The organism is Streptomyces sp. NBRC 109706, assembly GCF_000974485.1.
GTDB lineage: Bacteria > Actinomycetota > Actinomycetes > Streptomycetales > Streptomycetaceae > Streptomyces.
This window is the reverse complement of the sequence record NZ_BBOM01000009.1, coordinates 242,332-256,125: the sequence shown is the minus strand read 5'-3', so window position 1 is coordinate 256,125 and position 13,794 is coordinate 242,332. Positions and strand designations below refer to the sequence as shown.

General features: G+C 71.3%; 13 protein-coding genes. 6 read left to right on the top strand and 7 right to left on the bottom strand.

Translation table 11 applies throughout. The features are described from left to right. Positions 1-100 precede the first annotated feature (100 nt). The 4 genes from fdhD to AOM46_RS20600 form a co-directional block, all read right to left on the bottom strand. A complete protein-coding gene (fdhD, locus tag AOM46_RS20615; RefSeq protein ID WP_062214387.1) occupies positions 101-985 on the bottom strand; it encodes a formate dehydrogenase accessory sulfurtransferase FdhD in 885 nt (294 codons plus the stop codon). A 128-nt stretch (positions 986-1,113) separates the two neighbouring features. Further along, positions 1,114-4,242 (bottom strand): glycosyl hydrolase 115 family protein, encoded by a 3,129-nt coding sequence (locus AOM46_RS20610; protein ID WP_062214054.1) that lies wholly within the window; start codon positions 4,240-4,242, stop codon positions 1,114-1,116. 242 nt (positions 4,243-4,484) lie between these two features. Then, positions 4,485-6,242: an allophanate hydrolase gene (atzF, locus tag AOM46_RS20605; RefSeq protein ID WP_062214053.1), complete on the bottom strand. Its 1,758-nt coding sequence runs from the start codon at positions 6,240-6,242 to the stop codon at positions 4,485-4,487. After that, positions 6,239-7,120 carry a GntR family transcriptional regulator gene (locus tag AOM46_RS20600; RefSeq protein WP_078857034.1) on the bottom strand — a complete coding sequence of 294 codons (882 nt, stop codon included), beginning with the start codon at positions 7,118-7,120 and terminating at the stop codon, positions 6,239-6,241. Before AOM46_RS20600 ends, atzF begins: the two co-directional genes overlap by 4 nt. A 473-nt stretch (positions 7,121-7,593) precedes the next feature. Between AOM46_RS20600 and AOM46_RS20595 the strand changes: the two genes are divergently transcribed. The 4 genes from AOM46_RS20595 (at position 7,594) to AOM46_RS34140 (ending at position 10,659) form a co-directional block, all read left to right on the top strand. Then, positions 7,594-8,748: an LLM class flavin-dependent oxidoreductase gene (locus AOM46_RS20595; RefSeq protein ID WP_062214052.1), complete on the top strand. Its 1,155-nt coding sequence runs from the start codon at positions 7,594-7,596 to the stop codon at positions 8,746-8,748. A gap of 77 nt (positions 8,749-8,825) precedes the next feature. After that, positions 8,826-8,975 (top strand): hypothetical protein, encoded by a 150-nt coding sequence (locus tag AOM46_RS34145; protein ID WP_158920524.1) that lies wholly within the window; start codon positions 8,826-8,828, stop codon positions 8,973-8,975. A 93-nt stretch (positions 8,976-9,068) separates the two neighbouring features. Further along, positions 9,069-9,935 carry a glutathione S-transferase C-terminal domain-containing protein gene (locus AOM46_RS20590; protein ID WP_062214051.1) on the top strand — a complete coding sequence of 289 codons (867 nt, stop codon included), beginning with the start codon at positions 9,069-9,071 and terminating at the stop codon, positions 9,933-9,935. 148 nt (positions 9,936-10,083) lie between these two features. Continuing rightward, the gene (locus AOM46_RS34140) at positions 10,084-10,659 is read left to right on the top strand and encodes a hypothetical protein (protein ID WP_158920522.1); all 576 of its coding nucleotides are present in this window, start codon (positions 10,084-10,086) and stop codon (positions 10,657-10,659) included. Positions 10,660-10,755: 96 nt separating this feature from the next. On the opposite strand, the gene AOM46_RS35490 is transcribed toward AOM46_RS34140, so the two are convergent. Further along, the gene (locus tag AOM46_RS35490; protein ID WP_062214049.1) at positions 10,756-10,947 is read right to left on the bottom strand and encodes a hypothetical protein; all 192 of its coding nucleotides are present in this window, start codon (positions 10,945-10,947) and stop codon (positions 10,756-10,758) included. A 35-nt stretch (positions 10,948-10,982) separates the two neighbouring features. On the opposite strand from AOM46_RS35490, the gene AOM46_RS35485 reads away from it, so the two are divergent. Continuing rightward, entirely contained in the window at positions 10,983-11,210 is a 228-nt protein-coding gene (locus AOM46_RS35485) for a hypothetical protein (RefSeq protein ID WP_234313890.1), read from the top strand. Positions 11,211-11,310: 100 nt separating this feature from the next. On the opposite strand, the gene AOM46_RS20575 is transcribed toward AOM46_RS35485, so the two are convergent. Next, positions 11,311-12,525, bottom strand: coding sequence for an acyl-CoA dehydrogenase family protein (locus tag AOM46_RS20575; RefSeq protein WP_062214048.1), 1,215 nt, complete (start codon positions 12,523-12,525; stop codon positions 11,311-11,313). A 7-nt stretch (positions 12,526-12,532) separates the two neighbouring features. Next, entirely contained in the window at positions 12,533-12,991 is a 459-nt protein-coding gene (locus AOM46_RS20570) for an SCP2 sterol-binding domain-containing protein (RefSeq protein WP_062214047.1), read from the bottom strand. A 119-nt stretch (positions 12,992-13,110) separates the two neighbouring features. On the opposite strand from AOM46_RS20570, the gene AOM46_RS20565 reads away from it, so the two are divergent. Next, the gene (locus tag AOM46_RS20565) at positions 13,111-13,764 is read left to right on the top strand and encodes a TetR/AcrR family transcriptional regulator (protein WP_234313889.1); all 654 of its coding nucleotides are present in this window, start codon (positions 13,111-13,113) and stop codon (positions 13,762-13,764) included. The last annotated feature ends 30 nt before the right edge of the window (positions 13,765-13,794 follow it).

Below are 13,794 nucleotides of genomic sequence, written 5' to 3'. Positions count from 1 at the left end.
TCTTCCACAATGTGTCTTACTGATGCCCAAGTGTCCAGTGGTGTCCGGTGCGGTCCGGTACCGGACCCATGGGCCCGCTGGACAAACACCTGGGCGGCGCTCAGTGTTCCCGGCCCCCGGCGTCCGCGGGGCTCCCGGAGAGCGAGGTCAGCCGTTCGGCCCCGCTGTAGACGTTCATCGAGGTGCCGCGCAGAAAGCCGACCAGGGTCATGCCGGCCTCGGTCGCCAGATCGACGGCCAGCGCGGAGGGCGCCGACACGGCGGCCAGCGCCGGGATGCCGGCCATCACCGCCTTCTGCACCAGCTCGAACGAGGCCCGGCCCGACACCAGCAGCAGCGCGTCCCGCAGCGGCAGGGCGCCGGCCTGCAGCGCGTGCCCGACGATCTTGTCCACCGCGTTGTGCCGGCCCACGTCCTCCCGGACATCCAGCAGGGTGCCGTCCGCCGCGCACAGCGCGGCGGCGTGCAGCCCGCCGGTGCGGTCGAAGACCCGCTGGGCGGCGCGCAGCCGCCCGGGCAGCTCGGCCAGCACCTGCGGATCGATGCCGGGCCCGGGCGGCAGCGGCAGCGACCAGCGCGCGGTGGTGCGCACCGAGTCCAGGCTGGCCTTTCCGCACAGCCCGCAGGAGGAGGTGGTGTACACCTGCCGGGCCAGCGAGGCGTCAGGCGGCGGCACCCCGTCGGCCAGCCGCACGTCCACGACGTTGTAGGTGTTGGAGACGGTGCCGCCCTCGGGTCCGGTCGCGACCGCGCCCGCGCAGTAGGCGATCCGGGACAGCTCGTCCCGCTCGGCGAACACTCCCTCGCTCACCAGAAAGCCGCAGGCCAGGGCGAAGTCGTCGCCCGGCGTTCGCATGGTGATCGCCAGCGGGCGCCCGTTGACCCGGATCTCCAGCGGTTCCTCGCCGACCAGTGTGTCGGCTCGTGTATCGATGGCCCCGTCCCTGATCCGGATGACGCGGCGGCGTTCGGTGACCCGTCCCATGCTCGCCATCATGGCACCGCACACCGGTTCGGACATCGGTGGCGGGGCGGTCGTTTCGTCCGGTCGCGGGGCCGTGGCCCGCCCCGTGCCACCGTCACCCGGGCGACGGTGGCACGGGCCGACCCCGCTCAGTCGCGGGCGCGCAGGCTCTCCGGTGGGCCCAGATAGCTGGGGCGCAGTCCGCCGGTGTCCACCACCAGCTTCTGCAGCACCACCGTCGGGTCGACCATCCAGAACTTCAGCAGATGACGGCCCGGCTCGGAGACGCTGTGCTCGGTGGTGATCACGGTGGCATTGTCCGAGGTATTGCGTGCCCACTGCCGGTTCATGTTCTGGTCATCCGACCCGGTGAGGGCGGTGACATTCACGGACTGCGGCGGCGCGTCGTCGAGGGAGACGGCATAGCTGAGACCGTCGGTCGGCAGCACGTTGTTGCGCGGGGAGAGATAGGACAGCACTCGCACCGTGCCCGTGGTGAACAGCGTCAACTCGTACTCCAGGCGTGGTCCGCGCCCGCCGGGGGTCTGGCGCGGCGCGGTCACCGGGAACGGGGTGACGCCGGCGCCGGTGCGGCCCAGATCGGGCAGGGTCCGCCAGGTGATGCCGGCGGTGTGCACGGCGCGGGTGTAGTGCTCGGCCTCCATCGAGACATAGCCGCCCGCCTCGACAAAGCCGTGCAGCCGGCGGCGCGGTATACCCGGGTTGTCCACTTCGGCCAACACCTCGACCTCCCGGCCGGCGCCGGAGACGGTCAGCGGGACGGTGTGCCGGCCGATCGGCGCCGCGTCGTAGTCGACGGAGAGCTCCACCCGGACCTGGTCGGCGACCGTGCCGGTGGGCTCGCTGACCGTGAGCCACGGCTCGGCCGCGGTGATCCGGTAGTCGAAGGGGACGCTGCCCCGGTTGAACACCTCGACATACTGCGGCGGTTGGCTCTGATAGGGGCTGAAGGTGGGCAACACCGCGGGCTCGGCGGCGTGCGGCCACCAGTCGGTCGAGCCGTCGACGGCCACCCCCAACTCGGCCCCGGCGGCCGGTTCGATCCGTCGGACCGGGGGGAACACCGCGTCCGGCAGCGCCACATGGTTCGGGGTCTGCGGCTGTTGCCAAGGCGCGTCGGGGCCATAGCGCTCCACGTCGCCATAGCCGATCTTGGGCTGGGTCTGGAAGCCGGCCCATTTCCCGTCCGACAGCTCGTTGTTATAGAAGTCCGACATCGCCTGGTCGTCGGCGAATCTGGCGTCGGTGGCGTCGGCCAGCTCGTTGGTGGCCAGCCGGCCCTGTTCCGCATAGTGCAGGCTGGTGAACTCGGCGGCGCGCAGGGCATAGAGGTTTGCCGTCGCCTCCACCTGGTACTGCACCAGCTGGTAGAAGGCTTCCTGGCTGCCCGTGGGCAGGCCCTCGCCTATCTGCTGTACCCGGGCGTCCAGTGCCTCCCATTCGGCGGTGACCCGTTCCAGCTCCCGGTAGTTGACCAGGCTGAACGGGGTGGCCCGGTCGTCGTGGACGACGGCGGAGGGGTCGGTGGCCAGGTCCTTCTCCGGGTCCACGGTGATCCGCCGGTTGAGCAGTTCGGGCTTCCGGCGGGCCTGGAGCACCCCGTAGGTGTGCAGCACCTCGGCGATCGCCTCGGCGTGCTCGGGCCCGAAGTTCTCCTGGGCGTACCGCCGTTCCCATTCGCCCAGCGCCTCGATGTCCAGCCGTTCGGGGTCCCAGGCGTAGTCGAGGAAGAACTGCAACGGCAGCTCCTCCGCCTTGAGGTCGCCGACGTTGACCACCCAGAGCCGGTCGATCCCGTAGCGGTAGCCGAGATGCAGCTGCTCCCAGGTGCTCGCCAGGTTGATCGTGTCCACCCACTTGTAGTTGCGGCCGACGCCCACGTAGTCGAAGTGGTAGTAGAGGCCGTAACCGCCCGCGCGCTCCGGGAGTTGGGGGTCGGGCACCTTGCGCAGGTTGCCCCAGTTGTCGTCACAGAAGATCACGGTGACGTCGTCGGGCGGGCGCAGCCCCTCGTCCCAGTAGTGCTGAACCTCCTTGTAGAGCGTCTGGACCTGCGGGATGCTCGTCAACCCTTCGTCGGTGAGCTCGTCCAGGATCTCCCGCTGACTGGCGATGATGCTCTCCATCAGCTCGATGCCGTCCCCGTCGGGCAGGCTGACATCGCCGTTGCCGCGCATCCCGAGGGTGACCACGCCCTCGAAGCCCTCGTCCACCATCCGGCGCACGCCGTCGGCCCAGTACCGCTTGATGGCCTCGCCGTTGAAGCGGAAGCTCCACTCGCCGGTGCCGCCGTAGGGGTCGCTGCCCGGGGTGACGATCTCGCCGTTCTCGTCGCGCTGGGCCGCCACCGCGTGCCGGTTCCACTCCTCGATGCCGCGCATCATCGGGCCCTCGTGCGAGGTGCCCATGACCACGCCGTACGCGGTGGCGGTGGCGTGGTTGGCCGGATCGTCCTCGGCGAAGGCGCGGCCCCAGACCGCCGGCCACAGGTAGTTGGCCTTCAACCGCAGCATCACCTCGAACACCTTGGCGTAGAACCCGCTGTTGAACCCGCCCTCGTAGCCGGGGGCGTGGCCGGGGCCGAAGAACGCGGGCGCCCAGGTGCCCAGCGCCGGGTTCTCGTCGTTGATGAAGAAGCCCCGGTACTTGACCGCCGGCGTGCCCTGAGTGTGCCTGCCGGGCAGCGCATAGAGGGCATCACGGTGCGGTGGCTGGACATCGTCCCACCAGTACCAGGGCGAGACGCCCGCCTGTCGGGACACCTCGTAGACGCCGAAGATGGTGCCGCGCTGATCGCTGCCGGCCAGCACCAGGGCGCGCCCGACCCCGGGCAGCGGGTCGATCACCACCTGCTGGCGGCTGGTCTCCCAACGGCCCTCGATCCCTTCGACGTCGAGCTTGCCCGACTCCACGAGCCGGTCGATCAGCGGGCTGCGCCCGATGGTGCCGATGATCACGGCCGTGTCCAGCCGCCCGGCCGGTTCGCGCAGGATCTCGGGGGCGACCTGGGTGACACGTTCGATGTCCGCGCGCAGATCCCCGGCCACGCGGACCACGCCGGGGAAGTCGTCGTCGCTGACCAGGATCGGGGTGGCGCGTCCGTCGGCGACCAGGGGCAGGCTTCCGGGGCGCCAGGTGGAGGAGATGAAGAGGTCGCGCCGGTCGGCCGGCCTGGCGCTCGCGGGAGTGACGGTGGGGACGGCGGTGGCAGCGACGGTGAGCGGGAGGATGCTCAGAAAGGCACGCCGGCTCGTCATATTTCAGCTCCGGGCGTTGATGGGAATCACCGATAATTATCGGGGCGGTTCCGGAAGGCTAATGACGTGCTCACGGCGGGTCAAGAGGCATGCAACGAGCGCCTACCCGGCGGATGTTGTGCGGGCGACGGCTGAAAAGTTTTCAGTGCCAGGGGCCGGTCGTCGCCCCCGCCAGGCGGCGGGGCGACGACCACCGGGCGGCGTCCGGCCTCGGGGCCCCAGGGGCCTATGGCCCCAGGGCCTCAGGCGCGGCTGGCGAGATAGGCGCGCCAGCCGCCGTGCCGGGAGATGTCGGGAACGCCGGCCGTCGCATGGGGCTCGCAGAGAAAGCCGGTGATCTCCCGGCCGTCGGCCAGCCGGACGCGGCCCAGCGCCATGGGCGCCGGCAGCGCGGCCAGAAAACGGCCGAGAGCGGCGGCCGGCAGCGACCACAGCTCCCCGGCCAGGGCATGGCCCGGCTCGTCCGGCGCCACCCGCAGCAGCCCCGGGCGGGCCGGCTCGCCCGGCAGCGCCACCATCCGGTACTCGGGCGCCGTCACCACCTCGGCGACCAACCGCGCCCCGGCGCCCGTCAGTTGGTGGTTGAGCGGCTGACCGGACAGATGCGCGCCGAAGACGACGAGCGGCAGCCCCGGCGGGCCCCACCCCGGCGCTCCCGCCGGCTCGCCGGTGACCAGCCGCGCGATATCGCCGGCCACCCGGTCGGCGAAGGCGCGGGCGATCACGGTCACCCCGAACGGGCCGCCGTTCACCTCGCCCGCCGGCACCGCGACCGCCGAAAGGTCCAGCAGGTTCACGAAGTTGGTGAACAGGCCGAGGCGGCTGTTCACCCCGATCGGATCGGCCGCCACCTCGGCCAGCGTCGGATGTTCGGGCGCCGTGGGCAGCAACAGCGCGTCACAGCCGTCGAGTCGGGCCAGCGCCTGGTGTCGCAGCTCCGTCAACAGCCCGCGATCGGCCGCGTAACGGTGGGCCGGCAGCCGGCCGGCCGCCGTGATGATGGCGCGCACCTGAGGGTCGACGCCGGGCGCCGGGCCGGTCTCCGGATCGTCCAGGAACGCGCCCACGGCGGCATAGCGTTCGGCCGCGAAGGCGCCCTCGTACAGCAGCTCGGCGGCGCGCAGAAACGGGCCGATGTCGATGCGGCGGACGCGCGCCCCGGCCGCCTCCAGACGACGCACCGCACCCTCGAACGCGGCCAGCCAGTCGGAGGCCAGCACACCAAGGCCCTCGGGCGAGGGGATCGCCACCACCGGCGCCGGCGGCGCGGCCAGCGGCGCGTCCGCCGGCCAGGCGCGGCCGCCGGCGTCCGGCGGACCGGCGTCGAGCACCGCGCCGACCTCCTCGGCGGCCCGCACCGAACGGGCGAACACTGTCACACAGTCGAAGGACCTGGCGGCCGGCACCACGCCCTCGGTGGGCACCAGACCCAGGGTCGGCTTGAGCCCGACGATGCCCTGGAACGCCGCCGGCACCCGGCCCGAACCGGCCGTGTCCGTGCCCAGTGCGAAGTCCACGATGCCCAGTGCGACCGCCACCGCCGAGCCCGAGCTCGAACCGCCGCTGACCCGCGCCGGATCGCCGGCCGAGCGCACCGCGCCATACGGGCTGCGGGTGCCGACCAGCCCGGTGGCGAACTGGTCGAGGGCGGTCTTCCCGATCACCAGCGCGCCCGCGGCCCGCAGCCGCGCCACGGCCGGCGCGTCCTCCTTCGGCCGATAGGCGTAGCCGGGGCAGCCGGCGGTGGTGGGAAGGCCGGCGACATCGATGTTGTCCTTGACGCCGAAGACAAGACCGGCCAACGGCAGCGCGTCGCCGCCCGCCACCCGCAGGTCCAACTCGGCCGCCTCGGCGCGGAGTTCGTCGGCGTCCCGGACCACGATCCAGGCCTCGGGCCGGGCCGCTTCGGCGAGCAGCCGCAGGCTCTCCTCGACCCGTTCCACGGCGGTGGGGGAGACGGTCCCCCGGCGGTCGGGGGTGGCGGCGGGGGCGTGACTCACGGGTTCTCCTCGGTGCGGTGCCGGGCGGCCACCTGGCGGTGACCATCCGGGACAGGCGTTCGGTGGCCGCGCAGGGCCTGTTGGGCGAGCGCGCGGGCGGCCCGTTCCTCGACGACCTCAAGGGAGTCGCCCACATGGCGGTGCAACGCGTCCCTGGCCTCGGCGAGTCGGCCCTCCAGCACCAACTCGACGATCTCCAGATGCTCGACGACGGTGGCGCTGATCCGGTCGGCCGTGAGGTAGTCGTACATCCGCACCGGCCGGATGCGGCGGGTCACGGACTCCAGGGTCTCGGTGAGCCGGGGATTGCCGGAGGCCCGCAGCAGCGTGAGATGGAAGTCCTCGTCCCAGGCCACGAACCCCGGGTCAGGCGCCGGGGGTTGGGCGCGCAGCGCGCGCCAGCGATCCCGCAACGGCGCCAGCAGGGTCAGGTCGTGGGTCACCCGGGGGGACTCCAACGCCCGGGTGATGCCCCGGAGTTCGACGGTGATCCGCAGTTCGTAGAGGTCCCGCAGCTCGTCCAGGTTGGGGCGCGCCGGGTAGTAGCCGTCGCCGCGCCGCTCGACCAGACCGTCGGCGACCAGCCGCACCAGCGCCTCCCGCACCGGCGTGCGGGACACCCCGAGCCGTTCGGCCAGGCGCACCTCGACAAGCCGTTCCCGCACGTCGAACTCGCCCCGCAGCAGCAGTTCACGCAGCCCGGCATGGGCCTCGGCCCGCCGGTCCCGGCCGGCCCTGGCACCCGAAACGGCCGCGACCGGCGGCACGGCCGGCTCGGCGACGGGTGGCTCCGCGACGGGCGGCGGCCCTCCGGCCTCGGGCGCCGCGACGGCTTCGGTCGCCTCTGTGGACGAGGGTGCATACAGCGGTGCATCCATGAACAGCGACCGTAGAAACCGCCCGTTACCGCCGTTCCGACCGCCGGATTGCGTCCGTGTTACGGATCGGCCCCGCATGTTACGGGCCGCCTACCGAAGCGGGGAGCGCCGCCCGCCCACCCCGTGGACAGGCTGTTGACGCGGACGCCGGCCGCTGTTCCACTGGTGTGCATGAGGTTTTCGCGGCTTCTGGTCACCCGTGACCACATCGACTTCGGTCGCGTGTGGTCCGCCGCGTGTCGCCGCGCCGCCGTCGCCGGCTGAGCCCGCCCCGCCGAGCCGCGCGCCGCTCCCCGGCTTCCGGGCTTCCCAGGTTCCCCCGGTTTCCCTGGTTTCCCCCCGACTCTCCCCGACGTCAGGACCGCACCCCGCGCGGTCCCGCCCGGGACACGGCGCCCCACGCCCGCGCGTCCCACCCCTCCCGACATCCCGCCTCCCGACGGAGGCGACCCGGCCGAAAGGCAGCGTTCGCCATGCCCGTGGAATTCCTCGGTATCGCCGCGACCAACGACGGTTCGGAGACCACCCCCCGCTCCGGCGCCTCCTTCGACCCCGACTACACCCTCCGGCTCGCCCGGGCCCACGAGGACCACGGCTGGGACCGGGTGCTGTTCGCCTACAGCTCCGGCTCCCCCGACCCGGCCGCCGGCGCGGCCCTGCTCGCCTCCCGCCTCGACCGCCTCCAGATCCTGCTCGCGCACCGGCCCAACGTCTCCTACCCGACCTATGCCGCGCGGGCCTTCGCCACCCTCGACCAGATCAGCGAAGGACGGCTGACCGTCCACTTCATCACCGGCGGCAGCGACCACGAGCAGCGCAGGGAGGGCGACACCCTCGACAAGGACCAGCGCTACGACCGCACCCGCGAGTACATCGAGATCGTCAAGCGGGTGTGGACCAGCCGCGAACCCTTCGACCACGAGGGCAGGCACTACCAGTTCCAGGACTATGTGAGCGATGTCTTCCCCGTCCAACGGCCCCGTCCCAGGGTGTCGTTCGGCGGTTCGTCGCCCGCCGCCTACGCCGCCGGCGGCGCCGAGGCCGACATCTACTGCCTCTGGGGCGAGCCGCTGGCCCGCACCGCCGAGCAGATAGCCGAGGTACGGCGCGCCGCCGCGGCCGCCGGACGTGCCCAACCCCCGCGCATCCAGGTCGCGTTCCGCCCGATCATCGCCGCCACCGAGAAGCTGGCTTGGGAGAAGGCACACCGCACGGTCGGCGCCATCCGCGCCCGCGCCGCCACCGGAACGACCACCCGCAGGGGCGCCGTCGACCCACGGGCACCCCAGAACACCGGCTCCCAACGGCTGTTGGCCATCGCCGAGCAGGGCGAACGCTACGACCGCGCGCTGTGGACCCCGACCGCCGCCGCCACCGGCGGCGCGGGAAACTCCAACGCGCTGGTCGGCACCCCCGAGACCATCGCCGAGGCGCTGCTGGACTACTACGACCTGGGCGTGGACATCCTCTCCGCGCGCGGCTACGACCTGTTGGACGACGCGATCGACTTCGGCCGCCATGTCATTCCCCTGGTCCGCGTCGAGGTGGCCAGGCGCGACGCGCGCGCGGCGGCCGCCGCCGCACCGGCCGACGAGGTCGCCGCGCCGACACCCGTCGCGACCCCTTGACGGCTCTCCGTCCTGAGCCGGACAATCCCACGGAAGACCCGTCCTCGGGTCAGGTCTGACGGAACGGACGGAGCGCCATGGCGGAGGGCACCACGGAGGCGCGGCGCGATGCCCCCTCCCGCCTGTCGCATGCCTTCCGCGTCCCGGTTCCGCTCGCCGTCCCCGCGCCCCGGCTGTTGACCTGCCGGCGGCATATCGATCTGCTGCGCGTCTGTAGCGCTGGTTAACGCCTGTCGCACGGCGGTCGTGGGTCCCGCCCCACGACCGCCCCTCTCTCCTGCCCCCGTGCATTTTCGTGTAGACGTCCCCGAGGGAGAGCCATGCCCGAGACGATGCCGAACCCACCGACCGCCGCAGCCACTTCCGTCGTCCGCGAACGCATCGGCCCGGACGCCAAGAGCGGGCACTATCCCGCGCCACACCGCTACCAACTCCATGTGTCGCTGTCCTGTCCGGGCGGGTTGCGCGTGGCGATCACCCACGGACTGCTGGAGCTGGCCGACCGGCTGCCGCTCTCGCTGCTGCCGGCACTGCCGGACGACGAACGCGGCCATGCCGCGTTGCGCGACGCCTATGCCGCCACCGTGCACGGTTTCCACGGCCCGGCCCTCGGCCCGGCCCTGGTGGACCGCTGGACGGGACGCCTGGTCAGCAACCATGTGCCCGATATCCTGGCCGACCTCAGCCTGCGCTTCCACCGCCCCGGACTGCCCCGACTGCGCCCGTTCGGCGCCGAGTCGGCGATCGACGCGCTGACCGCGCGCTGCGCACAGGACATCGCCGAGGCCGCCCAACTCGCCGGCGAGGCGGGCGCGGGCGAGGCGGGCGAACGAGCCCTGGAACGGCTCCTCGACACGCTCTCCGAACTGCAGGAACAACTCACCCGTGGCCCCTACCTGCTGGGCCGGAACCTGACCGCCGCCGACGTCGAACTCTGGGTGGCGCTCGTCCAGTTGGACACCGTGCACCGCTGGCACCTGGGCGCCGACGCGGTGCGCCGGATCGCCGACCACCCCAGGCTGTGGGCCTATGCCCGGCGCCTCCGCGCCATCCCCGCCTTCGGCGACCGACTCCGGCTCGCCGACATCGCCCGCCGCCACGAGCACTGCTGCCGTGGCCTCGAAGCCGCCGGGGCCGCCGTCCAGATCATCGACTGGACCGCGGCCCCCAACGTTCTCACCCGCTGAGCCCGCCAGGAACGAAGCGCCAAGCCGTGTCCGGAACTCATCACATGGGGAGGTGGAACGCCGCTCGGAGGCGGGTCCGGCGGTGCACATCGTCACGGAATGATCACTTTCGAGCGCGACCCGTGGTCGCGCCGACAGGATGCGTTGCGTGACGACACCACAACAGCCTTCATGGTCCCAGCAGCCGCCCGCGCCGTATCAGGCGCAACCCGCAGGACCCCCACCCGGCAGATGGAAGCGCCTTCCCCTCTGGCAGAAAATCGGCATCATCGTCGGCGCTGTCCTCGTCCTCGGCATCATCGGAAACCTCGCCGATTCCGGAGAAGAAGAGGAGGAGCAGACACAGGCCAGCGAAACGGCCGAGGAGAGCGCCGATTCCGCAACCGAGGAAGAGCCCGCGGAGCAGGATGCGGAACCGGCGGCCGAAGAGCCAGCTCCCGAAGAGGAGCCGGAACCGGAGCCGGAACCCGAACCCGAACCGGAGGTGGAGGGCTTCGCCGGCAGCGGTGTGTTCCTCGTCGGAACCGACATCGACCCCGGCACCTACCGGACCGCCGGGCCCGACGGCTTCGGCTGTTACTGGGCTCGACTCTCCGGCACCAGCGGGGAGTTCGGCGACATCATTGCCAACGACAACCTTGACGGACAGGGCATCGTCACGATCGACCCGTCGGACGTGGCGTTCGAGACGACGGGCTGCTCGGACTGGACGCTCGTCGAGTAGACGCCCCGGCCGCCCGGTGGGCGCGAACCTCTCCGGGCGGTCGTAGCCCGGGTGAGTATGCCCGCCGGGCCAGCTCGGCGACGTCGAAGAACGAGCTCAGTCCGCCGACCCGCCCGGCTCGATCTCCTTCGGCGGTTCCGGAAGCAGGCGATTCACCATCGTTTCCGGTGTCGCATCCATGTCCAACGCCTTCATCGCGGCGGCGGAGTTGAGACCGTCCTTGCGCCTCGGGTCGGTCACCCGATCGATGAACGTCGTCGCGACTTCGAGCTTGTGGTCGATGTCCACTCCGCCTGCTTCAGCGCGTTGTTCAGGAAATCGAAATGGAACTTCTGTCGTTGCTTGGCACGGGTCTCCTCGCCAGCCTGCTGAATCCTCTCATCAGTGGTCGGGGGGACTTGTTGGTGGATATGGATGCTGCTGAAGCCGCCCGATTGCACCACACCGCTGTTTTCGAGGCCGCCCAGCGCGAACCTTCTGACCTCGCCCTCGAAGGTGCTGTCACCGTCTCCCATGGTTGCCATCTCGGCCCCCGGTTTCACCATGCTTGACATAACGTCAATTGTTCCCAGTGTAGGGGGAGTCACTGAAACCGGCAGCTGTCCCGGTCGACGGGAGACCATTGGCGGACGTGTTCTCAGCCGGTCGCTCTCAGGGGATGTGGAGGCCGGTGATGGCGCGCGCGATGACCAGGCGTTGGATTTCGCTGGTGCCTTCGAAGATGGTGTAGATCTTGGCGTCGCGATACATCCGTTCCACCGGGTGGTCGCGGCTGTAGCCGGCGCCGCCGAGGGTCTGGACGGCCTGTTCGGCGGCGCGGACGGCCAGTTCGCCGGCGCGGAGCTTGGACATCGAGCCCTGGGCCGCGGTGAACGGCTTCTCGTTGCGGCCCATCCAGGCGGCCTGCCAGATCAGCAGCCGGACGGCCTCGATCTCGGTGCGCAGATCGGCCAGGGCGAAGGCGACGGACTGGTTCTGGACGATGGGGCGGCCGAAGGCGACCCGGTCGCCCGCGTAGTCGAGGGCGTACTCGTAGGCCGCCCTGGCGATGCCGAGGGCCTGGGCGCCGACGGTCGGGCGGGACACCTCGAAGGTGGCCATCGCGGCCTGTCCCTTGGCCCGGCCGCCCTCCCGGGCGCGGGCCAGCCGTCGCTCCAGCCGGTCCCGGCCGCCCAACAGGCAGTGTCCCGGAACCCGCACCTCGTCGAGGAAGACATCGGCGGTGTGCGAGGCGCGCAGCCCCAGCTTCCTGATGCCGGGCCCGGCGGCCAGCCCGGCCGTGCCGGGCGGGACGACGAACGCGGCCTGTCCGCGCGCGCCCAACTCCGGGTCCACGCTCGCCACCACGACATGGACGTCGGCGATGCCGCCGTTGGTGATCCATGCCTTCTGGCCGTTGAGCACCCACTCGTCCCTGGCCTCGTCGTAGCGCGCCCTGGTGCGCATCGCGGCGACATCGGATCCGGCCTGGGGCTCGGAGACGCAGAACGCGGCGACCTTGGGGTCGTCCGCGTCGCCGAAGCACTGCGGCACCCACTCCACCAGCTGTTCCGAGGTGCCGGCGGAGAAGATGCCGGCCACCGCGAGGGAGGTGCCGAAGAGCGCCATGCCGATGCCGGCGTCGCCCCAGAACAGCTCCTCGTTGGCGATCTGGAGGGAGAGACCCGACGGGTCGCCGAACATCTCGGCCAGTGATTCGAAGCCGTAGAGCCCGATTCGGGCCGCCTCCTGGATCACCGGCCAGGGCGTCTCCTCGCGTTCGTCCCACTCCTTCGCCGCCGGGCGGACCACGCCGCTGGCGAAGCCGTGCACCCACTCCTTCAAGTCCTGTTGTTCCTGGCTGAGTTCGAGGGAAAATCCGGCCATCGCGCGGTCAGCCCTTCGGGATGTCGAAGAGTCGGGAGAGCCCGGAGGCGAGGCCCAGATCGCCGGCGATCCGGATCCTGCGGGTCATGAACATCGTGACCGGGCTGCCGTTTCCCGAGGTCAGCCGCAGGAACTCCACATCGGAGAGGGTGAGCGTGACCCTGGGGTTCTCGGCGTGCGCGCCCGCCCGCGCGGTGCAGGCGCCGTCGGCGATGTCGGTCTCGTAGACGGCGACGGACTCGCCGGTGATCTCCCAGCGGATCACGGCGGTGAGCGAGCCGGCGTTCTCGGGGCGGAACCGCTGTTCCATCCGGGCGAACACCTCGCCCAGCACCCGGGTGCGTTGCTCGCCGCGCAGCAGTCGGCTCAGCTCCTTGGCCGGGGTCCGTTTCACCAGCGCGGTGAACTCCTCGGGAGTGACCTGGGCGAAGTCGAGATCGCTGAGGTCGGAACCGCTTTCGGCCATGGCTCGTCCATCCTTACCGATGTCACCCGGGGTACGGCACACGCCTCGCGTGCTGTACTTACCGTCAAGTAGACTTACTGGAAAGTAAGATTACGTCCGATACGGGGATGCTGACAAGATTGACTGTTGAGAAGCCCAGGCGACGTCTCCCCCGGAGCGTGCGCGAGCGGGAGATCGTCGAGGCGGCGCTGCGGGTGTTCGCCCAACGGGGCTACCACGCGGCCGTGGTGGACGAGATCGCCGAGGTGGCGGGGATCTCCAAGCCCATGGTCTATCTCTATCTCGGCTCGAAGGAGGAGCTGTTCGCCGCGTGTATCCGGCATGCGTCGGCCGCCATGACGGCGGCCTTCCGGCAGGCGGCCGACGGCGGTGACGCGCCCGAACTCCGGTTGTGGCGAGGGCTTTCGGCGTTCTTCGGCTTTGTCGCCGAGCATCGCGACAGCTGGGTCATCCTGCACCGCCAGGCGCCTCAGCTCGGCGCGGCCATCACGGAGGAGCTGGCGCGGGCGCGCGATGCGGTGATGGACGAGGTGCGCGGTCTGGTGTGGCGCGGAATAGCCGATGCCGACGCCGACGAGGGGGAGGGCCGACTCGGCCAGGAGGACGCCGACTTCGTGGCCCAGGCGCTGGTGGGCGCGGCCGATTCGCTGACCGACTGGATGGAGACGCATCCGGAGGAGTCCTCCGAGCGGGTAGCTTTGCGGCTGATGAACATGGTCTGGGTGGGCATGCGCGATGTGCTCGACGGCGAGGTCTGGACCCCGCCGGCCTGAGCCCGCCGCCGCTGCGGGCGGGCCCAGGGC